Origin of the sequence: Bradyrhizobium mercantei, from assembly GCF_001982635.1 — a bacterium.
Lineage (GTDB): Bacteria > Pseudomonadota > Alphaproteobacteria > Rhizobiales > Xanthobacteraceae > Bradyrhizobium > Bradyrhizobium mercantei.
On record NZ_MKFI01000001.1, the window covers coordinates 1,132,503 to 1,157,072 of the forward strand.

Annotated in this window: 27 protein-coding genes; 11 read left to right on the plus strand and 16 right to left on the minus strand. The window is 64.3% G+C overall.

Annotation, left to right across the window (positions count from 1 at the left end; genetic code table 11):
* Positions 1 to 34: 34 nt before the first annotated feature.
* Complete coding sequence (locus BI327_RS05535) at positions 35 to 514, minus strand: hypothetical protein (protein ID WP_076858709.1); 480 nt, start codon at positions 512 to 514, stop codon at positions 35 to 37.
* A gap of 592 nt (positions 515 to 1,106) precedes the next feature.
* Here BI327_RS05535 and BI327_RS41490 point away from each other — a divergent pair.
* Positions 1,107 to 1,355 (plus strand): hypothetical protein, encoded by a 249-nt coding sequence (locus tag BI327_RS41490; protein WP_143271536.1) that lies wholly within the window; start codon positions 1,107 to 1,109, stop codon positions 1,353 to 1,355.
* A 674-nt stretch (positions 1,356 to 2,029) separates the two neighbouring features.
* On the opposite strand, the gene BI327_RS43500 is transcribed toward BI327_RS41490, so the two are convergent.
* A complete protein-coding gene (locus tag BI327_RS43500) occupies positions 2,030 to 2,188 on the minus strand; it encodes a sigma factor-like helix-turn-helix DNA-binding protein (protein ID WP_076858710.1) in 159 nt (52 codons plus the stop codon).
* A gap of 852 nt (positions 2,189 to 3,040) precedes the next feature.
* Here BI327_RS43500 and BI327_RS05550 point away from each other — a divergent pair.
* Complete coding sequence (locus BI327_RS05550) at positions 3,041 to 3,247, plus strand: hypothetical protein (protein WP_076858712.1); 207 nt, start codon at positions 3,041 to 3,043, stop codon at positions 3,245 to 3,247.
* A 51-nt stretch (positions 3,248 to 3,298) separates the two neighbouring features.
* Here BI327_RS05550 and BI327_RS05555 read toward each other — a convergent pair whose 3' ends face one another.
* Positions 3,299 to 3,529: a hypothetical protein gene (locus BI327_RS05555; RefSeq protein WP_076858713.1), complete on the minus strand. Its 231-nt coding sequence runs from the start codon at positions 3,527 to 3,529 to the stop codon at positions 3,299 to 3,301.
* A gap of 98 nt (positions 3,530 to 3,627) precedes the next feature.
* Positions 3,628 to 3,930, minus strand: a complete 303-nt coding sequence (locus BI327_RS05560) for a hypothetical protein (protein WP_076858714.1) — start codon at positions 3,928 to 3,930, stop codon at positions 3,628 to 3,630.
* 90 nt (positions 3,931 to 4,020) lie between these two features.
* Here BI327_RS05560 and BI327_RS42205 point away from each other — a divergent pair, with 90 nt between their 5' ends.
* The 3 genes from BI327_RS42205 to BI327_RS05575 are packed head-to-tail and all read left to right on the plus strand — an operon-like array spanning position 4,021 to position 6,319.
* Entirely contained in the window at positions 4,021 to 4,386 is a 366-nt protein-coding gene (locus tag BI327_RS42205) for a hypothetical protein (RefSeq protein WP_159450408.1), read from the plus strand.
* Positions 4,346 to 5,821 (plus strand): amidase, encoded by a 1,476-nt coding sequence (locus BI327_RS05570; RefSeq protein ID WP_076858716.1) that lies wholly within the window; start codon positions 4,346 to 4,348, stop codon positions 5,819 to 5,821. The genes BI327_RS42205 and BI327_RS05570 overlap by 41 nt, the downstream gene beginning before the upstream one ends.
* 36 nt (positions 5,822 to 5,857) lie before the next feature.
* The gene (locus BI327_RS05575) at positions 5,858 to 6,319 is read left to right on the plus strand and encodes a PaaI family thioesterase (RefSeq protein WP_076858717.1); all 462 of its coding nucleotides are present in this window, start codon (positions 5,858 to 5,860) and stop codon (positions 6,317 to 6,319) included.
* Between the two features lie 81 nt (positions 6,320 to 6,400).
* On the opposite strand, the gene BI327_RS05580 is transcribed toward BI327_RS05575, so the two are convergent.
* The 4 genes from BI327_RS05580 to BI327_RS05595 all read right to left on the minus strand — a co-directional run bounded on the left by BI327_RS05580 (position 6,401) and on the right by BI327_RS05595 (position 10,830).
* A complete protein-coding gene (locus BI327_RS05580) occupies positions 6,401 to 6,694 on the minus strand; it encodes an HdeA/HdeB family chaperone (RefSeq protein WP_076859250.1) in 294 nt (97 codons plus the stop codon).
* Between the two features lie 200 nt (positions 6,695 to 6,894).
* Entirely contained in the window at positions 6,895 to 8,919 is a 2,025-nt protein-coding gene (locus BI327_RS05585) for a pyrroloquinoline quinone-dependent dehydrogenase (RefSeq protein ID WP_076858718.1), read from the minus strand.
* A gap of 73 nt (positions 8,920 to 8,992) precedes the next feature.
* Positions 8,993 to 10,450 carry a caspase family protein gene (locus BI327_RS05590; RefSeq protein ID WP_076858719.1) on the minus strand — a complete coding sequence of 486 codons (1,458 nt, stop codon included), beginning with the start codon at positions 10,448 to 10,450 and terminating at the stop codon, positions 8,993 to 8,995.
* A 152-nt stretch (positions 10,451 to 10,602) separates the two neighbouring features.
* Positions 10,603 to 10,830 carry a hypothetical protein gene (locus BI327_RS05595; protein WP_076858720.1) on the minus strand — a complete coding sequence of 76 codons (228 nt, stop codon included), beginning with the start codon at positions 10,828 to 10,830 and terminating at the stop codon, positions 10,603 to 10,605.
* A 160-nt stretch (positions 10,831 to 10,990) separates the two neighbouring features.
* On the opposite strand from BI327_RS05595, the gene BI327_RS05600 reads away from it, so the two are divergent.
* A complete protein-coding gene (locus BI327_RS05600) occupies positions 10,991 to 11,443 on the plus strand; it encodes a hypothetical protein (protein WP_076858721.1) in 453 nt (150 codons plus the stop codon).
* A gap of 115 nt (positions 11,444 to 11,558) precedes the next feature.
* Here the strand turns inward: BI327_RS05600 and BI327_RS05605 are convergent, their stop codons facing one another.
* The 5 genes from BI327_RS05605 to BI327_RS05625 all read right to left on the minus strand — a co-directional run bounded on the left by BI327_RS05605 (position 11,559) and on the right by BI327_RS05625 (position 18,137).
* Positions 11,559 to 12,308, minus strand: a complete 750-nt coding sequence (locus BI327_RS05605) for an SDR family NAD(P)-dependent oxidoreductase (RefSeq protein ID WP_076858722.1) — start codon at positions 12,306 to 12,308, stop codon at positions 11,559 to 11,561.
* A gap of 241 nt (positions 12,309 to 12,549) precedes the next feature.
* Positions 12,550 to 14,673 carry a hypothetical protein gene (locus BI327_RS05610; RefSeq protein WP_076858723.1) on the minus strand — a complete coding sequence of 708 codons (2,124 nt, stop codon included), beginning with the start codon at positions 14,671 to 14,673 and terminating at the stop codon, positions 12,550 to 12,552.
* Positions 14,674 to 14,726: 53 nt separating this feature from the next.
* Positions 14,727 to 16,013 (minus strand): DUF1254 domain-containing protein, encoded by a 1,287-nt coding sequence (locus BI327_RS05615; RefSeq protein ID WP_076858724.1) that lies wholly within the window; start codon positions 16,011 to 16,013, stop codon positions 14,727 to 14,729.
* Between the two features lie 32 nt (positions 16,014 to 16,045).
* Positions 16,046 to 17,311 carry an MFS transporter gene (locus BI327_RS05620; protein ID WP_076858725.1) on the minus strand — a complete coding sequence of 422 codons (1,266 nt, stop codon included), beginning with the start codon at positions 17,309 to 17,311 and terminating at the stop codon, positions 16,046 to 16,048.
* Positions 17,312 to 17,519: 208 nt separating this feature from the next.
* Positions 17,520 to 18,137, minus strand: a complete 618-nt coding sequence (locus BI327_RS05625; protein ID WP_143271538.1) for a hypothetical protein — start codon at positions 18,135 to 18,137, stop codon at positions 17,520 to 17,522.
* Between the two features lie 255 nt (positions 18,138 to 18,392).
* On the opposite strand from BI327_RS05625, the gene BI327_RS05630 reads away from it, so the two are divergent.
* The 3 genes from BI327_RS05630 (at position 18,393) to BI327_RS05640 (ending at position 21,299) form a co-directional block, all read left to right on the plus strand.
* Positions 18,393 to 19,034, plus strand: a complete 642-nt coding sequence (locus BI327_RS05630) for a TetR/AcrR family transcriptional regulator (protein ID WP_143271539.1) — start codon at positions 18,393 to 18,395, stop codon at positions 19,032 to 19,034.
* Positions 19,035 to 19,194: 160 nt separating this feature from the next.
* On the plus strand, positions 19,195 to 20,379 hold the full coding sequence (locus BI327_RS05635; protein WP_076858728.1) for a GNAT family N-acetyltransferase: 1,185 nt from the start codon (positions 19,195 to 19,197) through the stop codon (positions 20,377 to 20,379).
* Positions 20,380 to 20,465: 86 nt separating this feature from the next.
* Positions 20,466 to 21,299: a transglutaminase domain-containing protein gene (locus BI327_RS05640; protein WP_076858729.1), complete on the plus strand. Its 834-nt coding sequence runs from the start codon at positions 20,466 to 20,468 to the stop codon at positions 21,297 to 21,299.
* 192 nt (positions 21,300 to 21,491) lie between these two features.
* On the opposite strand, the gene BI327_RS05645 is transcribed toward BI327_RS05640, so the two are convergent.
* From BI327_RS05645 to BI327_RS05655, 3 genes are all read right to left on the minus strand, one after another.
* Positions 21,492 to 22,130, minus strand: coding sequence for an NIPSNAP family protein (locus BI327_RS05645; protein WP_076858730.1), 639 nt, complete (start codon positions 22,128 to 22,130; stop codon positions 21,492 to 21,494).
* 84 nt (positions 22,131 to 22,214) lie between these two features.
* On the minus strand, positions 22,215 to 22,880 hold the full coding sequence (locus tag BI327_RS05650) for a DsbA family oxidoreductase (RefSeq protein WP_076858731.1): 666 nt from the start codon (positions 22,878 to 22,880) through the stop codon (positions 22,215 to 22,217).
* Positions 22,881 to 22,942: 62 nt separating this feature from the next.
* The gene (locus tag BI327_RS05655; RefSeq protein ID WP_076858732.1) at positions 22,943 to 23,767 is read right to left on the minus strand and encodes a helix-turn-helix domain-containing protein; all 825 of its coding nucleotides are present in this window, start codon (positions 23,765 to 23,767) and stop codon (positions 22,943 to 22,945) included.
* Between the two features lie 94 nt (positions 23,768 to 23,861).
* Between BI327_RS05655 and BI327_RS05660 the strand changes: the two genes are divergently transcribed.
* A complete protein-coding gene (locus BI327_RS05660; protein WP_076858733.1) occupies positions 23,862 to 24,086 on the plus strand; it encodes a hypothetical protein in 225 nt (74 codons plus the stop codon).
* Between the two features lie 32 nt (positions 24,087 to 24,118).
* Positions 24,119 to 24,517 carry a hypothetical protein gene (locus BI327_RS05665; RefSeq protein ID WP_076858734.1) on the plus strand — a complete coding sequence of 133 codons (399 nt, stop codon included), beginning with the start codon at positions 24,119 to 24,121 and terminating at the stop codon, positions 24,515 to 24,517.
* The last annotated feature ends 53 nt before the right edge of the window (positions 24,518 to 24,570 follow it).

Here is a 24,570-nt window from a genome sequence, read left to right on the forward strand (position 1 = left end):
GAAACCGACGACATGCTTCTTACACCACGTCCTATCAGGTCTCCCGCCAGAGCGAACCAACGGGAAATTCGGGAACTGGCTCATCTTTGAGCCAGTACCATCCCTTGCGGATGGATTGTAATGTCGATTTCTCGTGGGAAAGGTAAGCACTCAAAGTGGAGCGCGGCCTTTCGCCTGCCAGAGGGACGCCTCGCTTAACCAGCCCATCATAGATATCGCTCAGTTCAAGCGGATGGCTAGCTGCGCGGACCAATTCCTCAGCAGCCTTGATAGCTCTGGCGTAAGCTGGCTCTTCGCGCTCTTCGTTTCCTGGCTTTGGTAGAATGCGAAGAGGAGCCTGCATTCGAACCGCTTGCTCGATAGTCGCTGGCGCAAGCGTGAACCCATATTTTTCAGCCAGCACCTTTAGCCGTTCGAGATCGCGCAAGTCTGCGTCCACCGCAGCAGCTTCGCGCTCGGCGTCCGCAAGAATCTTCGCCTTTTTAGCTCTCAGCGCTTCGAACGGGTCTGACATTCGGGTCTCTCCGATTCAGACAAATACGCCCGTTCCAGAAGAACCGCAAGATGGTGCCAGAATGATTTCTGTAATACTGGGGAAAACAGCGAACAATGCCACAGTGGCTTACTTCGCATCTGCGAGTGGCCAAAAGGACGGCCCCAGCGGGGATGCTGGGGCCGCCGTACAGCCTCGCCGAGCGCAGGGGGGCAACCAACGCCCGACGTGAGGTGCAAACGTCCCCCGACACTGCCCGTTCCAGTGGCCTGTTTTGGTTTTGCGAGTGGCCTATTTCGGCCAGTACCGGCGGGTAGGTGCTGTCCGTATTTAAGCCTCAGTATCCTAGATTGAATTTGAAAGTGTCCTAGTTCGGATTAAGCGAACGGAAACCATGGCTTAGCCGATGTTCTCGGTAGGACTACCGAGCGACGATCACGAGATGTTCTGTCGTCCCCATCAGCTCTTATGCGGCTATAGGGTTCACTATGCAGTTTGTGCCAGTTTCGTCCGGGGGTTTGCCTTATCTGGTAGCTTGAGTCCGATACGGGTCGGAGTACAGTTCAACGGCACACGCTTTCCATTGCTCGCGTCAAGAAGTGGGGAGACGAATATGAAATTGCTTTCAATCCTGGGTCCGGCAATCTGCGTCGCGGCTTTCGCCGCGCAGGCACAGGCCGATTCGATCGAGTATCAGTGCCGCGCTGCTGTCCGCGCAGAAATGAAAGGGCCCGATTGCCGGGTGGTGGTGCCCACTACCGCGAACTGCTTAATACCCGCCCCCGGCAGTATCGAGAGGTTGGACAATGAGGTTATCAAATGCGTCAAGCAGGGTGGTCCGGGACGGGGACGGCAATCCTGAAACTGATCACAATGGCAACCTGGCTCGCGCGCATGCGGGCCGGTAGATGGCCCCAGCAACTAGCCTCCCTTCTCACAGGCCCCCTTGGTTGATGGGGTCGCTCATAGAAAGGCCGCCTCAGTTGGCGGCCTCTTTCATTTCAAAGTGCGGCCGAGAGATTTGCCATCTCGCGCCTGTAGAAACGCTCTCGACATCGCGGCAGTCGAGAAGCGGCGCTATCTCGCAAGTGAACTACGGAGAGCCCGGCGCAAGCCGGGCTTTTTCGTTGCGCCCAAGAAACGCCCCCAGCGCGGAGGGCACAGGCTATGCACGTCGGCGTGCATGAACGCGTAGTCGCCCGGTAATGCTGCTCCGTTTGCATCGTGGTACGACCGAATCCGGGTCGGCCATCTCACTCAGCACGGGACGCCCGGCCCAAGCTCGCCGCCGGTCGTCTCGAAAGAGACGACCGGCGCGGGTGGATGGATTTCAAAGAGAACGGCCCCAGCACGTTGGAACGAATGCTGGGGCCGCCTTACCGCGCCGCAACTTCTACGATACCACTTCTGAGGTAATCGCCCCAGTATGCATTTTGTGCCAAACTCTACCTATCAGGATTTTGCCGACCTTCCTGGGGCTAGAGCCGACGCCGCCCGCGAGCATTTTAAGCGAGGCGGCGTTGTGTTGTGGGGGATCTAGTTCCCCTCCGCATCCCGCTTCCTGATGACTGTTAACCGGGAACTCACCGCAGCTTCTGTTCGTCCGAGCTTTTGAGCAATCTCGCGCTGCGTTAGTTCGGTCTCCCGGAGCAACTGTAATAACAGCTGCTCCTCCTCAGAGGACCAAGCTGGCATTGGAACTCTCCAAAATTGTTCCGTGCTGAAATGCTAGTAGCGATTGCAGAACATTAATCGCATCGTTGGTCCGAAGTTTCTACGGATGTCCTAACTCACCGCAGGGAGTGTCCTAACCAGGACAGCACCGGCAGGTATCAACTTGTTCATGAAAGATGCTGTGCAACCGGTGCCCTCGGAAGCCGAATTCCAACCCTCGCGGAGCCGAATTAAGCCAGCCGTAACCGTGCCTTAGTGCGTTCTCAGTAGGACTACCGAGTTCGCTCCCGTGATGTTCTCTTCGAACGAATTGGCAATGGTGTCCTTGGGACTAGTTCGGCCGTTATGAGGTGATCAGAACCTGCGCGCGCGGCATGAGCGGTATCCCGATCATCTCAGCCATCGCCCGCAGATCGAACGACTCAAGCCACACGCAGCTCCCTGGCTTCGGCTCCCGGCGCCCAGCCGGCATGATCCGTAGTTCTCCGGGCCAGAACAAAGTTCCAGCATAATGCGCCGCAACCATCGTCCGAAACTTACTAATTCATCAACGGGTTAGTGACCGCGCACGGCGACGCCGGGATGCCGGCTGGCACAATCTGCGTACTACCTTGGTACCCCTCCTGACGCCGGAAAAAACTACGTAGCGTTCTTACGGAAGACTCGGGTTCCACCAGTGTTCGTAACATTGGCCAGCCACCCCACCGCGAATTTGCGTGGCGCGGTGCCGCTGGCGGACGGATCCCTTCCAGGATCCTTCAACGACGCCCGAACGGGCGCAATCTCCGACATATCATTTGACGGGTGTTAATTATTATTACAACTTTTAGTTTAGATGTCGACGACCGCCAATCATTCGCGGAACCGTTCCAGATGATCCACAAGGGCGTCGAATTCAGCGTCACGCAGCTTATGGCCGGCGTCTGGAAATGGCGCTTCCAGATCGGCGACCGGGTGTTCACGGGCAAGACCGAAGCGAAGCTCGATCTGCTGGCGATCCGCCGCGTGCAGCTGCGGATCGACCGCGAGCTGAACAATCTCGGACGGGGGCAGACCCACGGGCGCAGCGACGGCGAGTGAGGCGCAGCCCGTCCGGCAAGTGCGGCCGGGCCGAACGGCCGGTCATGCGCTTCAGTCCGCGCTGGCGAGCCGCCGCATCGTGAACTCGATGTCGCCGCCGGGCAGCTCGCGCCAGCTCTCGACGGCGCTCATATAGGCGGCCTTCGGGTAGCGCTCGAGAAAGTCACGCGCCCGCAGGCGGGCCTGATCGCGTGGCAGGCTGAAGGTCTCGCGCAGATAGCCGTCATCCGGCTTGCGCCGCTCGGCCATCCGGCTGGCGAGATCGCGCGGACGAAACACCATTGCCGCAACTCCGGACCAACTGACGACCTCCCCAATATAGGGGCGGCGCCGGGAGAATCCGAGTCCGCGGGAGGCCTGCGAAGCCGCGCGAGCAGGCGTTACTGGCTGCGCTGCGGGGCGCTTCCGGGCTGCGCGGAGCTGCCGGTCTTGGTCTTCGGCTTGGCGGGATGGGCTGCCGCCTTCGGCGGGTCGCTGCGCACGACGCCCCAAGGATCGGACGATCCCTTGGCATCGGGAATCTTGCTCAGCGAGTCCTTGTAGGCCCGCTGGTTGACCGCGTCCTGATCCTTCTCCTCCTGGGTCTTGCTCTTGAGCTCAGGCACCAGGTTGATGTTCGGCATTTGCGCATAGGCCGGCGGCGACAGCAGCACCGCAACCGCGACTGCGCATAAAACTCTCATGAGAACGCTCCTTGCATTTCCGTCCGCGGTATATCACCGCAAGAAAGCGGCCGCCAAGCGGGCCTATCCCCGCGCTAGAGGTTGTCTGACTTGCAGGATTTCGGCGTCTGCATCCAGTCGTCCCAGATCGGACCGCAGCGCGTGCAACCACTGAGCATGACCCCGATCGCAACCACGCCGCCGAGCAACACCAACCTGCGGAACATGTACGCCCCCACCGCTGACGGGAGGCAATTGGGCGCCGAAACTGGGGCATTTTCAAGCCGGGCACAGCCCTTGCAACGCCAGCGCCCGCGCGTCGGAACGCAGCGCCGGCGTGCCGCAGCTCCCGCAGCGGACGGCCGCGCCGCAGTGCGGTTTGACCGGGCAGCCGCGCAAATTACAGTGCGCAACAAAGCAGAAAAGGAATCGATCAATGACTTTGGCGATGAGCTGGGACGAGTGGACGCAGCATGACGGGACGGCGCTCGCGGAGCGCGTCCGGAACGGCGAGCTGACGCCCCGGGAGCTGGCGTCGCAGGCGGCGGCCGCCGTCGCCAAGGTCGATCCCGCGCTCTCCGGCGTCGTCGAGCTGTTCGACGACGTGATCGCCGATCCCGCGCGCGACGGCGCCGATCTCAGCGGTCCCTTCGCCGGCCTGCCCTTCCTGATGAAGGACCTCGGCCCGACCTTGAAGGGACGGCTGCAGGAGATGGGCTCGCTGATGATGCGCGGCAATCGCGCCACGGCCGATACCTTCCTGACGACGAAGCTGCGCAAGGCCGGCCTCAATTTGATCGGCCGCACCACCACGCCGGAGTTCGGGGTTTGCAGCTCGGCGGAAAATCCCGCGGTCTATGTCACGCGCAATCCCTGGGACACCGACTACACCACCTGCGGCTCGTCGGCCGGGAGTGCTGCGATGGTTGCCGCCGGCGCGGTGCCGATCGCGCACGCGACCGACGGCGGCGGCTCGATCCGGATTCCCGCCGGCGTCAACGGCAATATCGGACTGAAAGTATCGCGCGGCGTGTTCTCGCTAGCACCGCATCTGTCCGATCTCACCGGGCTCGTCTCGATCCAGGGCTGCCAGTCGCGCTCGGTGCGCGACACCGCCGCCTTTGTCGATGCCTGCCGGGGACCTGCCCCCGGCGAGTTCATGCCGTTCTGGACCTCGCCGGAGCCTTACACCGCGATGATCGCGCGCGATCCCGGCCGGCTCAGGATCGCGCTGTCGCACACATGGGGTGACTATCGCGCGACGCCGCATATCGCAGCCGAGCTCGAGCGGATCGGACGCTTCCTCGAAGGCCTCGGCCATCAGGTCGATTACGCACTGCCGTCGCTCGACTACCGGGAGGCATTCGCGGCGCAGACCACCTGCTACATCAGCAATTTCGCCGTCGTGATCGGCAACATGCTCGCCGCGCGCGGACTGACCCGGCCGCCGGCCGACCTGATCGAGCCGATCAACATCCGCATCTGGGAGCACGGCCGCGATACCAGCTTCGCCGATCGCGCCCGCATGCAGGCGGTCTTCAACACCACGGCGCGCGGCTTCGGCGCCTTCTTCGAGGACTGGGACATCATCCTGACGCCGATCACGGCGCTGCCGACGCCGAAGGTCGGCACCACGGAATATCTCACCATCTCGGACAATCCGTCGGTGCTGGACTGGTTCGGCAATCTCTGGCGCAACTTCGCCTTCACGCCGCTCGCCAATCTCTGCGGCATCCCCGCGATCTCGCTGCCGCTTGCGACCAACGAGCACGGCCTGCCGCTCGGCATCCAGGCGATCGGAAAGCAGGCCGATGACGGGCTGTTGCTGCAGCTCGCGGCCCAGATCGAACGGGCGATCGGCGGCAAGTGGAACGACGGCAAAACGCCGCGCGTGCATGTCGCGCGCAACTAGGCAATAGATAACAACAATAACTCAACAGGGGACGTCATGCAGCAGGCCAGTGAATTCGGGATCGAGGATGCGCGCCGGGTGCTCGGCGACGTCTTTGCGCCATGGGTGCAGGACCTCAATTTGTCGGTCGAGCAGTTCGACATCGCAGCCCCCGCCGGCGGCGATGCCGACTGGCAGCCCGGCGCGATCCTGCGCATGCCGTTTTCCGAGCGGCTGTGCCGCAACGGCGGCATCGTCTGCGGCCAGGCGCTGATGGCATTCGCCGACACCGCGATGGTGCTGGCCAATCTCGCCGCCAACAAGGGCTATCGTCCGATGACGACGGTCGACCAGACCACGCATTTCATGCGCGCGGTGACTGCCTCCGACGTGCTGGCCGACGCCCGCGTGGTCCGGCTCGGCCGCACCATGAGCTTCGGCCGCGTCACCCTGATCTCCGCCACCGACAACAAGCCGGTGGCGATGGTGTCGAGCGCGTTCGCGATGCTGCCGGGATAGAGCATAATCCGGAAAAGTGCGAAGCGGTTTCCCGCGACAAGCGCAAGGCGTTTGCGCTGAGATTATGCTCAAACAAGAGGCTTATTTGCCCAGGACCGCCTCGGCGGCATTGACGATGCTGATGGTCGGATTCTTTCCGCAGTAGGTGCCGAACTTCTTGGCATTCTCGGTGAACACGTCGGTGTCGATGATCGCCTCGTCGGAATCGCCCTTGTACCAGCCGTCCATCCAAACCAGCACCATCTTGATGGTGTCGTCGCCGCCTTCGACGAACTGCTTGCAGGTCATGGTCGAGAGATCGAGGACGGTGGCGTTGGCCGGTGCGGACGACAGCGCGAGCGCGGCGGCAAGCAGGATCGAGGCAGTGATCTTCATCGCAATCTCCATGGGCAAATGATCTGAAATGAACAGCTCGCTGGATGTCCAGCGCGTCCGCTCGCGACCTCGTAAGCGAAGCGTCGCAGCGAGCGCAAGCATGACATCGCGCGCGCTTGTCTGCACGTCGTTTCGGTGCACGCATTGAGAACCAATGTCGCTGATTTGTCATGCAGCGGCGCAATGCGCGCGCTGCCGAACTACGCCGCGGTGATGCGACGCCTCCTTCGCGAACGCCACAGCAGTCCGATCAGCACGATCACCGCCACGCCGGCCGCGAGTGCCTTGGCGGCGAACCGTCCGCCGGGACGATCGATCAGACGCGCGAGAAGCGAAACGCTTTCACCTTGGCGCGGCAGACGAAATGCGACGACGCTGTCGCCGATCGATGTGCCGCCTTCGGAATGGCCGCCGGCGCCGATCGCGACATACTGCTCGCCCTTCCAGAGATAGGTCATCGGATTGGCGACGCCCGGCACCGGAAGCCGCCCGAGCCACAATTGCTTTCCCGACTTGACGTCGAACGCGCGCAGCCAGGCATCCATCGCGCCGGTGAACACCAGTCCTCCGGCGGTGATCGCGACGCCGCTGAGCAGTGGCGTGCCGGTGTTGAGCGCGATGCCGAGCGGCGCGAGATCCTCGCTGGTGCCGACCGTCGAATGCCAGAGGATCTTGCCGGCCTTGAGATCGACTGCCACCGTCTCGCCCCACGGCGGCTTGTTGCAGGGCGACCCGACCTCCGACTTCACCAGCCCCCGCGACATCGCAAACGGCGCGCCTAGCTGCTGGCCGAAATCATGGCCGGGCGGCGGATTGAAGCCCTTGGCCTGGTCGCGCGGAATCAAGGTAATCATGTGCGCGGCGTGGCTGACATTGGCGAGCAGGATCTGGTTGACCGGATCGAACGCCGCGCTGCCCCAGTTCACGCCGCCGCCGGTCATCGGATAGACGATCGTGCCTTGCGTCGATGGCGGCGTGTAGAGGCCCTCGTTGCGGGATTGCGCGAGCAGCTTCTCGCAAGCCGCGCTGCCGACGCCCGGCACCAAACCGGCGATATCATCGGCGGTCATGCGCTGCGTCAGCAATGGTGGTACATGGGTCGGGAACGGCTGCGTCGGCGACAGGGTCTCGCCCTCGGCGCCGTTCTGCGGCACCGCGCGCTCCTCGACCGGCCACACCGGCTTGCCGGTGTCGCGATCGAGCACGAACACAAAACCCTGCTTGGTCGGCTGGATCACGACGTCGCGCATGCCATTGCCGGTATCGATCCGTGCCAGCGTCGGTTGCGCCGGCAGGTCGTAATCCCAGACGTCGTGATGCACGGTCTGGAAGGCCCACACCAGTTCGCCGGTCTCGATGCGGAGCGCGACGACTGAATTGGCGTGCTCGTCATTGCCGGGGCGCTTGCCGCCCCAGAAATCCGGACTGGGCGACGTCGTCGGCAGGAAAATCAGGCCCCGCTCCTCGTCCACCGACATCGGCGCCCAGACATTGCTGTGGCCGGCCTCGACGCCGCTATGCACCAGCGGATCGAAGGTCCAGCGCGGCTGGCCGCTCCGCACATCGAAAGCGCGCACCGCGCCGAGCGGCGCATCGACCCGGCGGTTGTCGGCGATCGAGGACCCGACGACGACCACGCCGTGTCCGGTCACCGGCGCCGACGTGATCTGAAACTCGCCCGGCCATTCCAGCTTCATCCCGGCGTCGATCTTGATCTCGCCATTATTGCCGAAATCGGCGCAGGGCTTGCCGCTCCTCGCATCGAGCGCGATCAGGCGCGCATCGTTGGTACCGGTGAACATGCGTGACTTGCAGGCCGCACCATCAGCCGCACGATCATCGGTCCAATGCGCGACGCCACGGCAGACGAAGCGATTGGCCGGCCGCTGCGCCATGCTGACCTTGGGATCGAAACGCCATTTCTGCATGCCGGTGCCGGGATCGAGCGCGATCACCTCGTTGAACGGCGTGCAGAAGATCAGGCTGTCCTCGACGAACAGCGGCGTCGCCTCGAACTTGGTGCGCTTCATGACGTCGGGCGGACGGGTGTCGAGATCGCCGGTGCGGAATTCCCAGCCACGCACCAGCGTGCCGACATTGTCCGATGTGATCTGCGTCAGCGGCGAGAAGCGCTGTCCGCCGCGGTCGCCGCCCCAATACTCCCAGCCGAGCGCCGGCTGCACACACAGCAACAGCACGGCAAGCAGGCGAAACAGGGATCGCATTTGCGTCCTCCCGCAAGATGCGATCATCGGGCGACGCACCTCATGCGGGGAATGCCTTTACGCGATCGGCGCGTCAGTATCCACCCCTGCGGTAGCCGCCGCCATAGTTGCCGCGATATCCGCCGCCGCCGATGCCGATCCCTATGCCGATCGGCGGTCCGACAGGCTCGTAGACCACAGCCGGCGGCGGACGGCGCACCACCACCACGTCATCCTCGACCACGACGCGCGGCGGACGCTTGCCGGCGCGCCGCGGCGGATCGGGGTCGACGCGCTTCTTCGCCGGTGCGACGGCCGCCTTCTGCTGCTGCGACGGCGGGGCCGCGTTGCAGGGACAGGTCGGCGCCGCCAGCGCGACATTGGTCGCGGGCACGCTGAGCGCGACGGCCGGCGTCGGATCGGGACGGTAGCGCAGCCGCTCGATCATCTTGCGCGCGGTGGCTGTCAGGTCGGTGTCAGGATATTGCGCAAGGAAGCTGCGATAGGCCGCTGCGGTGTTGGCGAGAATCGCATTGTTCCACGCCACCATGCGGCGATGGCGGTCGAGCCAGTCGCGTGCCTGCAGGCCGCGCGGCGTACCGGCGAAGACCGCGGCGAAAGCCTCGTAGGATTCGTCGGTGCCGTCGACCACCATCAGCTCGTTGGCAATTTCGATCGGCTTGCCCTGCAACTCGCGCTTCCATTCGTCGACGGTACGCTTGGCCGCGGGCGGCGTCGGCGTCGCCTGCGCCATGGCTTGGTCCGCAGTTTGGGGCGGCGCCGCCACACCCGCCGTGAAGCGGAAATCGTCGGTGAGCGACGAGGAGTCCCACGGGGTCTGACGGCCGTCGGTCGCCTTGTTCACCGCCAGGCGAACGCGCTTGAACGTGTCCTCGATCGGGATGCCCGGCTCCTTCGCCGATGCCAGCAACGCGGTCGTATAGGGGCTGTTGGCGCCGCTGCCGTCCTCGGCTTCGGCGCCCGGCGAGGTCGAGAACGAGACGAAGGTGCCGGGCGCGCCGACCCTGGCATCGACGATGGCAAGCCCATGACCTGCGGTCTTGCTGAGCTCCGGGAATGGATTGTTGCGGCAGGCATCGAGCAGCACGATGCGCATCCGGCTCGGCACCGAGGTCAGCGTGTTCAGGATGTCGTTGAGACGAACCGCCTGGATCGGGATGTCGGCCTCGCGCTTCGGATCGACATCGACCGGCACCAGATAGTTCTCGCCGTCGATCTGCAAGCCATGCCCGGCATAGAACACCAGCGCCACGGTGTCGGCGCCCTTCGCCGCCACTTGGCCGGCGAAGTCGCTGATCCGCGCACGCATCTCGTCCTGCGACAGATCCGATGCCGCCGTCACCGCAAATCCGGCGTCGGTCAGCATCTGTGACACCGCCCTGGCGTCGTTGGCCGGATTGGGCAGCGCGGGCACCGATTTGTAAGCCGACTGCCCGATCACCAGCGCCAGCCGGTTTTCCGCCAATGCCGGCGCGCCACCGAGCAGGATCGCAGCCGGAATCATCAGGCTGAGCAGTGAACGGCGAAGCATGGCGGCCTCCGAAATGACTTCGGAGATGGGTCGAAGGCCGTCAGGCGAAGGTTCATGCCGTGCGGCAATGTGCGGCCGCCGCCCCCGGTTCTGCCGTCGAATTGCCGCAGCGGCCCGGTGGACCCAACTACTTTGGTGGATTATTTCGGTTGCTATTTAGTTTTCTTGGCCGGATCGGCAGCCGGCTTGGTGACGCCCCAGGGATCGTATTTCTCCTTGGGCTCGGGGATGCGGTCTAGCGCGGCTTTGTAGGCCTTTTCGTCGACCTTGGGCTTCTGCTCCGTCTTCGTATCGCCCCCGCCGCCCCCTCGCCGGCCCTGGGCCAGGGTCGGTGTCGCGATCAGCGCCAGGATAACGGCAGCAACCGTGAAGCTCTTCATGTCAATCTCTCTCCCCCGCAGCCGTGGAAACATCCGGCAATACCTCTACCCCGAAGATAACTTGTCGCTCGACATTTGTTGATCGACAAAGCGCCGCGTCATGCAAATTCAGCCCCATCAGGGGGGCGCAATCTTGGCGGCGGCACATTAAATTCGCGGAATGGGACAGGGACAGGTACAAGTGGCGGCGCTGCTGGCCGGCGCCGCTTTCATCTTGAGCGGCTGCGGGCTGGCGGACAGCCACGCGGTATGGCCGGAGATATTGAAGGTCAAGGCCACCGATCCGGCGCCGCTCGAGACGCCTCCGGACGTCAAGCGGCTGGTCGCGGGCAAGCTGGATTCGGTCTTCACCGCCGGATCGCAGCCGACCCATGTGCGCGTCTCGGCCCCGCTGCACGACCCGCGCGGCACCGGCTGGACCGCCTGCGTGCGCGCCGAACTGACCTCGGTGATCGGCAAGCCGCTGGGGACGCAGACATATCGCGTCTTCATCAATGAAGGCGCGATCTTCGATCGCCGGCAGGTGGAAGCCGACGACAATTGCGTGACCGAGAGTTACGAACCGGTCGAGAGCACCGTTGCCGCGGAAACGCAACGGAACGCCAAACCCTAGCGCATTCTCGGCCCCGGCCCGCCGACCCTACATCGGATATTTGATGAGGTTCTGAAACGCGAGCGGCGCCCGCGCCTGGATCAGGCACCGCTACAGGAAAGGTCCGGTTTGCAGATCAGACGTTGCTGACGCCGCCGTCGACGACCATGTCCGAGCCGGTCATGAACGAGCTCTCGTCCGAGGCGAGGAAGACGGCCGCCGCCGCCAATTCCTCGGGACGGCCGATCCGCAGCATCGGCGTGTAGTTGGAATACATCTTGCGGATCGCGGCGGCTTGCTCGGGCGTCGAAGCCTGGGAATCCATGATCGGCGTGTCGACCGGGCCTGGGCTGAGCAGGTTGGCGCGGATGCCGCTGTCCTTGAACTCGGCCGCCCAGGTCCGCACGTATGAGCGCACCGCCGCCTTGGTGGCCGCGTAGGTCGAATGGTTCGCCAGGCCCATATAGTGCATGGCCGAGGACACCAGGATGATCGAACCTCCGCGCCCCATCATCGGCAGCATCTTCTGCACCAGGAACAACGGTCCCTTGGCCATCAGGTTGAAGGTGCGGTCGTAATGCTCCTCCGTGATGTCGCGCAGCGGCACCTGCTCGGTGAAGCCGGCGTTCGACACGACCACGTCCACCCTGCCCTTTGCCTTGCGGACCGTCCCGGCGACGCGATCGAGGTCTTCGAGCCTGGACGCATCCGCCTGGATCGTGGTGACGCCGCCGCCGATCAGCTTTGCCGCCTTGTCGAGCGCGTCCTGGCGACGGCCGAAGATGAACACGTCCGCGCCTTCCGTCACGAAGCGTTGTGCGATGGCGAGCCCGATGCCGCTGTTGCCGCCGCTGATCACCGCGACCTTGCCTTCCAATCTCGACATATCAATTCCCTGGGTTTGCACACCCGGATCGTCCGGGGACCTTGCAGCTAGGCGCGCCTGCATCGGCCGCTCAGTGCGGAAGTGCGCACAGCGGTGGTGCAAAAATGATCCGGATCGCGCGCGTGTTCCGAGGGTGCGTTTTTCCACCGCCACCCGATTGGGCAGCTCCTCGCGGGACTATCCTATTCGCAATTCCCCGCACCGTGATCCGATCGCTAAGGGGTGAACGACAGCCCCCCCCTTAGAACTTCATCGTCACCCCGGTATAGACCGTCTGTTCGGTGCAGCTCTTGTTGCTCGCGCCGTTGGCAAAGAAGCAGATGCCGTTGGCGGGATTGCCGCCGTCGAGGCCGAACTTGTTGTGCCAGTAGCGGTACGCCACGAAGGCCTCAATGAGGTGCGCGTATTTTTCGCCCCACAGCGCCTTGCTGGCGTCGAAGCTCAGCCGGACCGGCTCGGCATTGATCTCCGTCTTGGTGTTCCAGCTCGACGGAAGCGTATAGCCACCGTAGGCGCCGTTGCCCTTTGGCCCGTAGATGCCGACGTGTCCGCTCAGGGAGAAATAGCGCATGCTTTCCGGCAGGAAATCGAGCGCGCTGCCGTAATCGATCTCGAACGCCCAGGTCGGATCGTAATGCAGATTGCCGTCGATCGTTCCGGTGAAGCCGGCAGGCATCAGGCCCGTGTAAGGCGGAACGCCGTAGAGTCCGACGCCATACGGACTGTTGCCCGCGTTGTTCGGATAGGCATAGGCCGAATGATTCCATTCTTGATAATAGAGCGGCGCGATCGTCAGATAGCTCTTGAACGGCAAATCGAACGCGAATTGCAGACCGGCGACGATCGCCTCCTTGGCCGGCGCCGCGTAGCCCAGCGTCGTGCGTCCGTCGGCGCCGATTTCGAACGACACGTTGCGCAGCGCGCCTGCCCTGAACGCCGTGGTGTTGAAGACCTCGTTGAAGCCGAATGTGCTGCGCAGCGAGGCGTTGATCTCCATATTGCCCGAACAAGGCGTGGTGACGCCAAAGGCCGGATGGCTGTAGACCGCCGAACAGGGCGAAGCCGGATCGCGATGATCGGATTTCAGCAGCTCGGCATAGAGACGATTGGTGCCGTAGGCCCAGCTATCGGTGTGGGTGAAGGCGTAGACCTGCTTGACGGTCTTTGCGGTTTCGCCGGGAGAGGTCGCGTTCGGCAGCACGCCATAGGTGAAGCTATTGTCGACGCTGGTGAAGAATGGCGTGCCGAACGGCGACAGGGCCGGCGTTCCCGGGATCGGCGCGCCCAGTTTCATGGTCATGCCGTAGTAGATGCCGTTGCTTGTACAACTGCCGTTGTAGACGCCCTTGGTGATGCAGGATGTGTCATAGGCTTCGGCATAACCGCTGATGTTTTTTTCGTAGCGCCAGGCCGCCCAGACGTCGACGAGGTGCGCATAGCTCGCGCCCCAGAACAGCTTGCCGGCGTCGAGCGTCAGGCGGACCGGCTCCAGCGCGTAGGCGGTGGTGCGGTTGTTGAGCGGGTTTCTCGGATACGGGCCGTAACCGCCATTGCCATCAGCGCCGCGGATCGCCGCGCGTCCACTGATCGAGAAATATTGCAGTGTCTCCGGCAGGAAGCCGAGATCCATATAGTAGTTGAAATCTAGTCCCCAGGTCGGAGTGAAGTGCATCACGCCGTCGGGAAGGCCGGGATAAGGCGGCGGCATCGACACATTGCCGCCGAAGCTCGGGGGCATCAGTTGCGCGCCGTGTTGCATCCGCTGGAAGTACATCGGGCTGATGTTGAAATAGCCCTTGTACGGCAGGCTGAAGCCGAATTGCAGACCGGCAAGGACATCGTAGTTGCTGGAGGCCGTGAAGATATTCGAGATCGCAGCGTCGGCCCCGACCAGGAACGAGATGTTGGTCAGCGGGCCGATGGAGAACGCATTGGTGTCGAACAGTTCGTTCCAGCCGAATGTGCTGCGGATCGACGTCGAAGCCGCCACACCGCCGGCGCATCGTCCGGTCGGCGCGAGCACGGATCCGAGGCACGGCGCGGTGGCCGCGCCGTGATCGTATTTCGACGTCAACAGCGAGAAGCTGTTGCTGCCATAGGCCCAGGTGTCATAGTGGGTGTAGGCAAGCGTCGTGCTCTGCGAATTCTTGGCGTAGCCAGGAACGCCTCCGGAAAATTGCGAGACGGTGACGCGGTTGTCGTTGACCAGGAAGAACGGCTTTTCGGCCGATGGCGCCTTGAGCTTCACGGCCTTCTTCGGCATGTCGCGGGCGGCGTCGGTCGTTCGATCGGCCGCCTGCGCCGCCACCTGCATGCAGAACAGCCCGGCGATTGCGCCAGCGAATACGCGCTTCCGCGTCATCATTGCCCCCGTCGTGATTGACTTGCCCCGTGATCCGTTTCGGATCGCCGAATGTCCTAGCGCCCGGCCTCCCGGACCGGAGGCAAGCGCCAGCGTCCCGACAGCATCTCCTGACGCGGCAAGTAGCAGCGCGTGATCAGGCTGAACGGTCCGCGCTTTGGCGCCGGCAGCCAGTTGGCGGTTCGATCACCGCCCGGATCGCCCCGGCCGATCCACAGCGTGATCGAGCCGTCGGCATTGCGCCGCAACCCGTCGGTGCGGTCACCGATGGCATAGCGCCCCAGCGAGTTCTCGGTGAGGAACAACTGATTGTCGTCTGCGACCTCGTACATCGTCAGCGACCAAAAGCCGTTCAGCGGCAGCCGGGCGGGCAAGTGAAGCTGGTAGTCGGCGGTGCCGTCGAAGAAACCGTTCTCCAGATTTCCCGCGGCGCGCATGTACATCGCCTCGGCGACCGGCAAGGCTCCGATGCCCCACAGGGCCACGGCGGCACGGTAGCGATAGTCCTGATCGAAATTGCCGAGGTTCGCGCGCGGATAGCTCCAGCCCTCGATGAATTCCAATCGCTTGCCGCCGGACATCAGCGCCGACCGCGCGGCAGCAACGCCCTCCGCGATCGCATCCGCCGCGGCCGGCGCCGGCTGTTGGAGCGCGGCTGCGATCCGGCGCAGGACCGCGGTGTCCGTCGCCGGCGGCGGATCTGACGCCATCAGGCTCTGAATGCTGGCGAACAGCGCCGGCGCGGCGTCGTTGCGCGCCGCATGCTCGTTGGGCGCACTGCCGGACGGACCTTCGAGCTTGAAACCGTCCTGAACCTGGCGCGCAGCCGCGAGATCAACGTGGCCGTCGATCAATATTCTGATCAGAAGCCATGCATGCGCCGTCGCAACGCGGACCACATCCGGGCCGGAGCCGGTCTGGTCCGGTCCGATAATCGTGAACGTGCCGCCCGCATTGCCGATCGTCCTTGTGCCGAGCACCGCATTGTTGTTGGTGAACATGTCCATCAGCGCAGCGGAGAAATAGCGCCCTCCCGTCTGCGGGATCGTCAGCCGGACGGCGCCTTGGGTCAGATCGAGCCATGCGATCGAATACAGGGTATCGTTGTTCGGCGTCGTGACCCAGCGCGCCCGGTGATCGATCAGGTCGCGCTGATGCGACAGCGCATTTTGCCGTCCGGTGCGGCCGAGCGTATTACGACGCACCGCGGCCATCTCGATCAGCGGCAACGCATAGACGAACGCCTCGCCCGCGGCCGCGGCCAGGCTAGCCTCCCCTGCCATCGGGCGGGATACCGGTGCGCCGGCGGAAGCGGATGTCTGCGGCAGATCCCTGAGCGTCATTTTCTTCTCCAGGTCGGGCTATCGATACAAGCTCACGTCAATGCGACGGCAAGGTTCTGGACGCGCTCGGGCGTGCGATAACGGCCAAGCGACAGGAACAGCATCACGGGGACGATCTGCACGGCCGCCAACAGCAGCAGCGGCAACACGACGCTGTCGCTCAATGTCGACAGCCAGACGAACGCCACCGGGCCGATCGCCGCGCCGATGCAGAACGCAAACAAGAGCCAGCTGAACACCTTGGAAACCGACCGCGTGCCGAAATAGCGCCCTGCCAGATACGGCATCAGGTCCGCCTCGCCGCTGATCGAGAAGCCCATCAGGATCGAGGCGACCACCATCGGAGCAACGGCGTCTGCGGTCGCATTGAGCAGCGCCGACAGCGCCATCAGCAGAACGGTCAGGATGCCGACGACGCGGGCGTGCAACCGGTCGAGCAAATGTCCGACGACGATTCGTCCGAACAGCGCAGCGACGGCGCCGGCTGCCTGAATCCAGGCAACGTCGGCCGCGGTCACCTCCGCGCGTCGCTTGAGGATGTACATGACGTTCGGCGCGATCGCGTAGAATGACATTCCGATCACGGCAAAGCAGAGCGCAAGCTTCCAGAAGGTCGGCGTGCCGATGATCTCCGCGGCGCTGATGGCGGCCTCCGGCGCCGGGGCTTCAACCGAGAGCCGCGGCCCGTCGTTCTTCGACGCGGGAACGCCGGCGGGAGGAGCATCCGCCACCAGCCACGCCACCAGCGGCAGGCAGACGACAATCTCAAATGCGGCGAACGCCAGCAGGCAGGCCGACCAGCCATATCTTGCGATAATCCAGTGCGCGGCCAGCGGCACGATGAAGCTGCCGCCCGCCTGCGCGCTCGCGGCAAGACCGAGCGCGAGGCCCCGCCGCTGATCGAACCAGCGCGAGATGGCCTTCGCATACGACACGACGTTGGTGCCCGCGCCGACAAAGCCGAACAGGGCGGCCGCGAGATAGAACTGCAGCAGCGAATTTCCGACCTGGCTCAGAACAGCAAGCGACCCGGCGAACAGGGCAATGCTGATCAGCGCGAACTTGCGTGACCCCAGACGATCGAGCGGCCACGCGCAGAACAGATAGGCGACCATCGTCGACGACAGCACGATGGTCGCGGCCCGCGCGACCTCGACCTGGCTCCAGCCATAGTCCTGTGCCATTGCGCCGCTCAGATGCGCGAAACCCGCCGTAAAGATCGGCGCGCCACCGAATGAAATGCCGATTCCCGAACCGATGACGACCTTCCAACCGGGATCCATGATCTGCCGCGCCATGATGCCCCCGTTAATCGCAAGCGACGCGCGCTGACAGCGGACGGCCGGCATCGTCGATGCGCTCGATAGCCACGACCGCCGGATCAATTGGCGATCGCCTGTTGCCGCTCAACGACATCGCACGCCTCCCGAAATATTATTGCATATTTTTATGCATTTATAATTTTGCGGTTTGAGCGCTGTCAAGCCGCCGGTGACACTTCACGCGCTATGTTGCCAGGCGGTGCACCGTCACCCAGGAATCGCGCAGTATCTCGCGCCGCCGCGCGAACAGTCCGCCCCAGACGTTGCGGTTCGGCTGGGCCTGGTGCACGGGTTTCGGCTTCCAGTAGCGGCTCTCATCCCATGCGGAGAGACTGGGATAATTCACGATCATCAGCACCACCGCCTCGCCATTCGCGTTCAGCTCGCGGCAGCGCCAGAAGCCGGCGATGTGCATCGCCGTGTCGGCTTCCGATGATTTCCAGGCCTCAACGCTGATCTCCGTCAGCGCCCCGACCTGATCCGGCGCGACGACAAACCAGCGATGGGTGTAGATGCCTTCGGCGGAGCACGACTCCTGCCCGCGCGCCAGCACGTCGAACAGCCGGCTGCGGCTGCCGACGACGTTTGCATCCTCATAGGCATGCGGCGTTGGCTCGCCGGTCCAGCTTGTGGCGACAGTGACGACGTTGCTCGAGACGCCGATCAGCGGCACGAAGACACCAAGCAGCTGCGCATGAGGCGGCGCGCCGCCGGCTTTGAGCGTCCCGGCGATCTCCTCGCCGCGATTGGGTCGAACGATCACCTCGTCAAACCGCAGCACACGATAGCTGGAATCCGGCAATGGCTCCTCCCCGGTCGACTCTCCTCGGACACGCTCCGTCCGGGAATATATTTGCATATATTTATGCAGATATATTCTGCCCGCTCGAGCGGTGTCAAGCCGGCGTCCGCGCTTCGACAAATCGCGGCCTGCGAGACGCGGGAAGCGAAGGACTTGCCGTAACGGGAAAAATCCGCTCTCTCTGGCTAGCCGCGAATATTTTCACGTGCTCGATTTTGCTAAGAGGCAATCAAGCTTTTGAAGGACCGCGATTGCATGGTTTCCCGCTCGACCTCAGGTCTCTCCTCCGCCAAGACGGCCGACGGCCGGCGGCAGCGCACTCAGATCACCCGGGGCAATATCGTCACTGCATGCATCGCGCTTCAGAACGAGGGCTTCGCGCGTCCATCGGCGCAGCAGATCGCAGACCGCGCCGGCGTATCGATACGCACGTTGTTTCTGCATTTTCCGGAGAAGGGACAGCTCACGCAGGCGGTGCTCGACGAGCTGATGCCCCCCGAATCGATCGAGCCGGCGCCTGCGAAATCCGTCCTGCAGGGCGCGGCGGACGTTCGCGTTGCGCAGTTCGTCGACATGCGAGCCCAGGCGCTGGAGCGAATGACGCCGCATCGTCGGGCTTCCAACGCGATGATCGAGACCTCGCCGCTGCTGCAGAAGCACCGCCTGCGGGTGCGCAAGGCCTTTCGCGACGTGGTCGGCCAGTGGTTCGCCACCGAGCTCGAGCAGGTGCCCGCCGAGACCCGGCAGAAATGGCTGGTTGCCCTTGCGACCCTGCTCGATTGGGAAATGTGGCAATCGCTTCGCACCTATCCGAACCGAAGCATTCCCGAGGCGAAGGATTGCCTCACGCTGCTGCTGAAGGCGGCCTTGCGACAGATGGAAGCGGAACGATCATAGGCCGCGCCCGCCATGGATCGGCGGCGCGCATGCTGAACGGCCCGTTAACATTACCGTTCAAATTGCCCGACGCCCTCAACGGCATTTTCCATCTCTCTCCGCTAGCGTAACCCTGACGAACGCGGGCCGATCCAGCCTTGCGGACCGGGGAAACAGGGACGTGGCCGATATTGCTGACCAGGCAATGATCCGCCGTGCATCGCGCAACGATGCCACGGGCGATCGCGTGTTGCCGCCGCTGTCATCAGCGCCGGTCGGCGCGTGGCGCGCGCTTGCCGAGCGCGCGATCGAGGCCAATGGCTACTACCAGCCCGACTGGGAATTGGCGGTCGATGCCTCCGCGCGCGGCCGCACCGATGCGTCGCTGCTCAGCGCCGCCGGCGATGCCGGGCAATTAATCGGGCTGCTGCCGGTCGTGCCGATGCGGCGGATCTACCGCATCCCCCTGCCCGCGCTGGTCGGCGCCGAACCCTACGGCACGCTATGCACGCCGCTGCTCGACCGCGACGCCGCCGAGGAAGCTGTCGGAAAGATGCTGCAACAGGCCCGCAATGCGGGCGCGCATGCGCTGATCCTGCGCACCGTGTCGCTCGACGGCCCGGCGATGGCGGCGATCCGCGCGGTGCTGGCCCGGGACGGCCTGGAGCCGCGCGTGCTGAGCGCCTATCAGCGCGCACAGCTCGATGCGACGCACGATGCCGACGAATTGCTGCGCGATGCGCTCGGGCCCAAGAAGCTGAAGGAGCTGCGCCGCCAGCGCCATCGCCTGTCCGACCACGGCCCGGTGCGCTTCGAGGTCGCGCGCACGCCGCGCGCCGTTGCCGCGGCGCTCGAGACCTTCCTTGCCCTCGAAGCCGGTGGCTGGAAGGGCCAGCGCGGCACGGCGCTCGGCCAGCATGCCGGTGACGCGACCTTCATCCGCCGCGCGACGGCGGCGATGGCCGAAGCCGGCCGCTGCGAAATCATTACGCTGCATGCCGGCGGCACGCCGGTCGCAGGCGGCATCGTGGTGCGCCACCAGGACCGCGCCTTCTTCTTCAAGATCGGCATCGACGAGCGGTTCGCGAAGCATTCACCGGGGGCACAGTTGACGCTGGAGCTGACGCGCCATCTCTGCGCCGATCCCGCGATCAATTCGGCCGATTCCACCGCGGCGCCCGGCCATCCCATGATCGACCCGATCTGGCGCAGCCGGTTCGCGATCGGCGACGTGCTGCTGCCGCTGCGACGCCGCGATCCGCTGGTCGGCGCCATCCATGCCGCGCTTACCCTGAACAATGCCGCCTACGAAGCCGCGCGCAGCGCCGTCCGCTTCATCCGCGGCCGGCGCGGCAAGCCCGGATAACACACGACCCTCTTACACGAGCCCGCGCGGATCGGTAGGCTGCGCTTGGCGGCCTCGGGCCGATTGCGTCGTAATCTGGTGGGAACGTGACGATCCAGGAACACTATGTCCGGCAGGACGCGTTGACCGACCCCGGCGCGTTGGCCCGCGCATATGACGATTTGCCCGAGACGATCTCCGGACTACGCGAGGTCGTCTCGGGACTGATCATTCATGTCGCGTGGGCGGAGCGCTACGGCATCCCGCCCGGCGTCCCGATGGTCAGGCAAACCCAGCCGGTCGCGGATCGGTTGAAGCTGATCCAGGTTGCGTTCGCCGGATCGCTCACCGCGCCACGCCCGCCGCGCAGCCGCACGTTCGGCACCTGCCGCGACTACGCGCTCCTGCTGTGCAGCATGCTGCGAAGCCGATCGATCCCGGCACGGGTCCGCTGCGGCTTTGCCACCTACATCGGCGACGACATCTATCACGACCATTGGATCTGCGAATATTGGTCACCGGGGGAGAAGCGCTGGAGGCAGGCCGACGCACAGCTCGATGCGCTTCAGATCGACCAGCAGCAAATCACGTTCGACTGCGCCAACCTGCCGCGCGATGCATTCCTGACAGCATCGCAGGCCTGGCGGCTGGCGAGAAGCAACGCGGTGGCGGCCGGAGCCTTCGGGCATGCCGCGACCACCGGCCTGTGGTTTCTCCACGTCAACGTCTACCGCGATCTGCTGTCGCTGACGAACCGGCAAATGTCAGATTGGGACAGCTGGCGCGACGCTGCGCCGGCCGGCAAGGTCTTGAAGGTCGACGTCCTTGCCGAGCTCGACCGGCTGGCCGACTTGGTCACGGCGTTCGAGGACGGCTCGGATCAATATGCCGTGCTGGATGAGGCGGCATCGCGCAGCCTGATGCCGCCCTGGCTGTCGTAATGCGCGCCCGGCGGACGGTTTACCCTTTCGTAGGCATGCAGACACATCAGGAAACAATCAGTTCCAGCCGTCAGGTTGGTGTCAGCTGGCCCTTCTAGGGTTGCGGCGCGCCGGTTCTCAGACGGCGCGCGCCCTTGCCTGGAAAGCCTCATCCGATGGAAGCGTCGGGTGAGGCTTTCTGCGCCACCGTCCTTACTGCAACGGCGAGTGCGGGGCCGGCAGCATGATGGTCGAGTGCATCTCCTCGAGCAGCTGCGTGCCCTTGCCCAGGAATTCCTGCCAGGCCGGATCCTTCAGCGCGGCGCCGCGCGCGGCAGCGCGGGCATTGAGATCGGGATAGGCCCAGATGTGGCAGACCTCGTTGGGCTGTCCCGCATCGGTTTGCCAGAGGCCGACGATCTTGGAGTATTTTTCGCGCTCCGGCATTACGCCGGTGAACAGATCGAGCCATTGCTTGACGCCACCGAGCGGCTTGGCGCGGTAGTTGCGGAATTCGTAGATGTTGCCTGTGGTGGCAGGCGCCACCGGCGGAATGATCGCATTCAGCAGCCGGACCTCCTGGCGGACCAGGAGTGGACGGATCGCCGGAATGTACTCGCCGGTCCAGCGCGGATTTTTCCCAAGCTCGGCGCGCAGCCGAGCCCGCTCGTTGAGATCGGCGTAGCTCCACATGTGCATGACCTGATTGAGCGGTCCGATTTCGGTGATCCAGTAGCCTTCGAGCTTGCCGAAATTGTCGCCGCGGATGTCGCGCGAGATCGTGCTCGCGGCCTTCACCATCTCGCCGACGGCGCCTGGACGGACCGTGTAGGTACGCAGCTCATAGATCATGGTTGTCTCCCTGATTGTTTGGATTGATCGCGTGGGCAAACGAAAAAGCCCGGCGTGAGCCGGGCTTTCAATGGGGATAGCGGACTACTCTGCCGCCTGCGCGTTGATCTCGGCCGAGACCTGGCGGATGGCGCGGGCGAGCTGCTCGGCCGGCTGGGCGCCGGATACCGCATATTTCTGCGCGAACACGAAGGTCGGCACGCCGGAGATGCCCTTCTCGGCGGCCTCCTGCGCCTGCGCCGAGACCAGCGCGACATCCTCGTCGGTGGCAAGACGCTTGCGCACGTCACTGGCGTCGAGCCCGACATCGGCTGCCGCCTGCACCAGCACGTTGCCGTCGGTGAGATCGCCGCCGTCGCGGAAATACAGCTCCATCAGCCGCTGCTTCATCTCGGCCGCCTTGCCCTTGGCCTCGGCCCAGTGGATCAGGCGATGGCAGTCGATCGTGTTGGGCTGGCGCTTGACGAGCTCGGGATGGTAGGTCAGCCCCTCCTCGTTGGCAGCCGCAACCACGCGGCCGGCGATGCCCTTGTAGGCGTCGACCGAGCCGAACTTGGCGGTGAGATATTCCTCGCGGCTGATACCCTCGCGCGGCACCCAATTGTTGAGGAAGAACGGCCGCCAGTGCACCTCGACCGGCACGTCGGGCACCAGCTTGAGCGCGTCCTCGATGCGATGCTTGCCGATGTAGCACCAGGGGCAAACGACGTCGGAGACGATATCGAGGCGAAGCGGCTTCAGATCGCTCATGGCAGGGTTCCCAGCGGAAATGGAACCCCAAAGGTAGGCCGAAAGCGCCCCGAGACAAGCCGCTATTTCATACTGGCTGCCATCTGCCGCATCCGCTCGGCGGTCAGCTCATCGGCCGGAAAGAAGGTTTCCAGCGCCAGTTCCTGCAGCGTGATGTCGACCGGCGTGCCGAACACCATGGTGGTCGAGATGAAGCTCAGGATCTCGCCGTTGAGGCGAAGCTTGAAGGGCAGCGCGACATTGTTGTCGGCGGTGATCGGCGCCGAGCGCGCCGGGATCGGATAGGACTTCAGGTCCTGGTAGAGCTTCAGCAGCTCCGGATCGGCGGTGGCCTCGCATTGCCGGTGCAGCCGCTCCAAGAGATGCGCGGCCCATTCCGCCAGATTGACGGTGCGCGGCGCCAGCCCCTCCGGATGGAAGGCCAGCCGCAGGATGTTGAAGGGCTGGCCGAGCAGCCGCTGCGGCACACCGTCGAGCAGCGGCGCCACCATGCGGTTGGCCGACACCAGATTGTAATGGCGGTCGTAGGCCAGCGCCGGATTGGGCTCGTGCGCCTTCAGCACCAGATTGATGGCCTCGCGCGCCGATTTCAGCGCGGGATCATCCAGCGCACGTTGCGGGAATGCGGGCGCAAAACCCGCGGCGACCAGCAGCACGTTGCGTTCGCGTAGGGGCACGTCGAGGCGCTCCGCCAGTTTGAGGACCATGTCGCGCGACGGCGCCGAGCGGCCGGTCTCGACGAAGCTCAGATGCCGCGCCGAGATCTCGGCGTCGACGGCGAGATCGAGCTGGCTGAGATGGCGGCGCTGCCGCCATTCGCGCAGGTGCTCGCCGATCAGGACGGGTTTTGCGGGCTCGGCCCGCGCCATGGATGCATGTGCGTTCATGCTGCAAAACCTACCATGCGGAATTCGCCCGTTCCATTACGCCTGAGGTAATCGAATTGGCGCGCGGGCCGGCTCATCTTCCACGGCACAGGAGATGACCATGCTGATGCTGTCCCTTATCCGCGCCTTCGCTGTCCTGCTCCCGTGGCTGGTCCATCTGGCCACCTGGCTGGTCGCGCGTTCGCTCAACATGCCCCAGCCGCTCGTGCACGCGACCAGCGTGTTCGTGTTCGCGCAGGTCTATGCGGTGGAGATGAGGGTCGGCAAGGCGCTGTGCCCGCTCCGCCTGTGGCGTCAGCTGCAGGCCCTGTTCCGCTGACCAACCCGATCCCAACCCGAGGAGACACTGCCATGATCCATTCGTCCCAGCTGCTGCGCCGCGCCTTGCTTGCCGATGCCGTGTTCAGCGGCGTATCCGCCATCGCGATGGTGCTCGATGCCGGCGCGCTGGCATCGTTCTTCAATCTGCCCGAAGCGCTGCTGCGCGAGACCGGGCTGTTCCTGATTGCCTATACCGCGCTGGTCGGCTGGCTCGGCACCCGGACATCCGTACCGAAGCCGGTGGTGATGCTGGTGGTCATCGGTAACGCGGCCTGGACGCTTGCCAGCATCGTGCTGCTGCTGTCGGGCGCGGTATCGCCGAACCTGTTCGGGACCATCATGATCCTCGCCCAGGCGATCGCGACCGGCGTGTTCGCCGAGCTGCAATATGTTGGGCTGCGCCGCAGCGGCGAGACGGTCGCCGCGTAAACCGAATGCGAGAGGTTGACGAGCGGCCGTCGTGGTAAAACGCGACGGCCGTT

What these genes read in the sequence shown, in the direction of transcription:
- BI327_RS05605 (WP_076858722.1), bottom strand. Translation starts at nt 12,308, where the DNA reads ATGTCGAGATTGGAAGGCAAGGTCGCGGTGATCAGCGGCGGCAACAGC.
- BI327_RS05665 (WP_076858734.1), top strand. Translation starts at nt 24,119, where the DNA reads ATGATCCATTCGTCCCAGCTGCTGCGCCGCGCCTTGCTTGCCGATGCC.
- BI327_RS05550 (WP_076858712.1), top strand. Translation starts at nt 3,041, where the DNA reads ATGATCCACAAGGGCGTCGAATTCAGCGTCACGCAGCTTATGGCCGGC.
- BI327_RS05555 (WP_076858713.1), bottom strand. Translation starts at nt 3,529, where the DNA reads ATGGTGTTTCGTCCGCGCGATCTCGCCAGCCGGATGGCCGAGCGGCGC.
- BI327_RS05560 (WP_076858714.1), bottom strand. Translation starts at nt 3,930, where the DNA reads ATGAGAGTTTTATGCGCAGTCGCGGTTGCGGTGCTGCTGTCGCCGCCG.
- BI327_RS05620 (WP_076858725.1), bottom strand. Translation starts at nt 17,311, where the DNA reads ATGGCGCGGCAGATCATGGATCCCGGTTGGAAGGTCGTCATCGGTTCG.
- BI327_RS05570 (WP_076858716.1), top strand. Translation starts at nt 4,346, where the DNA reads ATGACTTTGGCGATGAGCTGGGACGAGTGGACGCAGCATGACGGGACG.
- BI327_RS05600 (WP_076858721.1), top strand. Translation starts at nt 10,991, where the DNA reads ATGGGACAGGGACAGGTACAAGTGGCGGCGCTGCTGGCCGGCGCCGCT.
- BI327_RS05610 (WP_076858723.1), bottom strand. Translation starts at nt 14,673, where the DNA reads ATGATGACGCGGAAGCGCGTATTCGCTGGCGCAATCGCCGGGCTGTTC.
- BI327_RS05585 (WP_076858718.1), bottom strand. Translation starts at nt 8,919, where the DNA reads ATGCGATCCCTGTTTCGCCTGCTTGCCGTGCTGTTGCTGTGTGTGCAG.
- BI327_RS05660 (WP_076858733.1), top strand. Translation starts at nt 23,862, where the DNA reads ATGACCATGCTGATGCTGTCCCTTATCCGCGCCTTCGCTGTCCTGCTC.
- BI327_RS05650 (WP_076858731.1), bottom strand. Translation starts at nt 22,880, where the DNA reads ATGAGCGATCTGAAGCCGCTTCGCCTCGATATCGTCTCCGACGTCGTT.
- BI327_RS05595 (WP_076858720.1), bottom strand. Translation starts at nt 10,830, where the DNA reads ATGAAGAGCTTCACGGTTGCTGCCGTTATCCTGGCGCTGATCGCGACA.
- BI327_RS05655 (WP_076858732.1), bottom strand. Translation starts at nt 23,767, where the DNA reads ATGAACGCACATGCATCCATGGCGCGGGCCGAGCCCGCAAAACCCGTC.
- BI327_RS05645 (WP_076858730.1), bottom strand. Translation starts at nt 22,130, where the DNA reads ATGATCTATGAGCTGCGTACCTACACGGTCCGTCCAGGCGCCGTCGGC.
- BI327_RS43500 (WP_076858710.1), bottom strand. Translation starts at nt 2,188, where the DNA reads ATGCCAGCTTGGTCCTCTGAGGAGGAGCAGCTGTTATTACAGTTGCTC.
- BI327_RS05615 (WP_076858724.1), bottom strand. Translation starts at nt 16,013, where the DNA reads ATGACGCTCAGGGATCTGCCGCAGACATCCGCTTCCGCCGGCGCACCG.
- BI327_RS05590 (WP_076858719.1), bottom strand. Translation starts at nt 10,450, where the DNA reads ATGCTTCGCCGTTCACTGCTCAGCCTGATGATTCCGGCTGCGATCCTG.
- BI327_RS05630 (WP_143271539.1), top strand. Translation starts at nt 18,393, where the DNA reads ATGGTTTCCCGCTCGACCTCAGGTCTCTCCTCCGCCAAGACGGCCGAC.
- BI327_RS41490 (WP_143271536.1), top strand. Translation starts at nt 1,107, where the DNA reads ATGAAATTGCTTTCAATCCTGGGTCCGGCAATCTGCGTCGCGGCTTTC.
- BI327_RS05580 (WP_076859250.1), bottom strand. Translation starts at nt 6,694, where the DNA reads ATGAAGATCACTGCCTCGATCCTGCTTGCCGCCGCGCTCGCGCTGTCG.
- BI327_RS05535 (WP_076858709.1), bottom strand. Translation starts at nt 514, where the DNA reads ATGTCAGACCCGTTCGAAGCGCTGAGAGCTAAAAAGGCGAAGATTCTT.
- BI327_RS05575 (WP_076858717.1), top strand. Translation starts at nt 5,858, where the DNA reads ATGCAGCAGGCCAGTGAATTCGGGATCGAGGATGCGCGCCGGGTGCTC.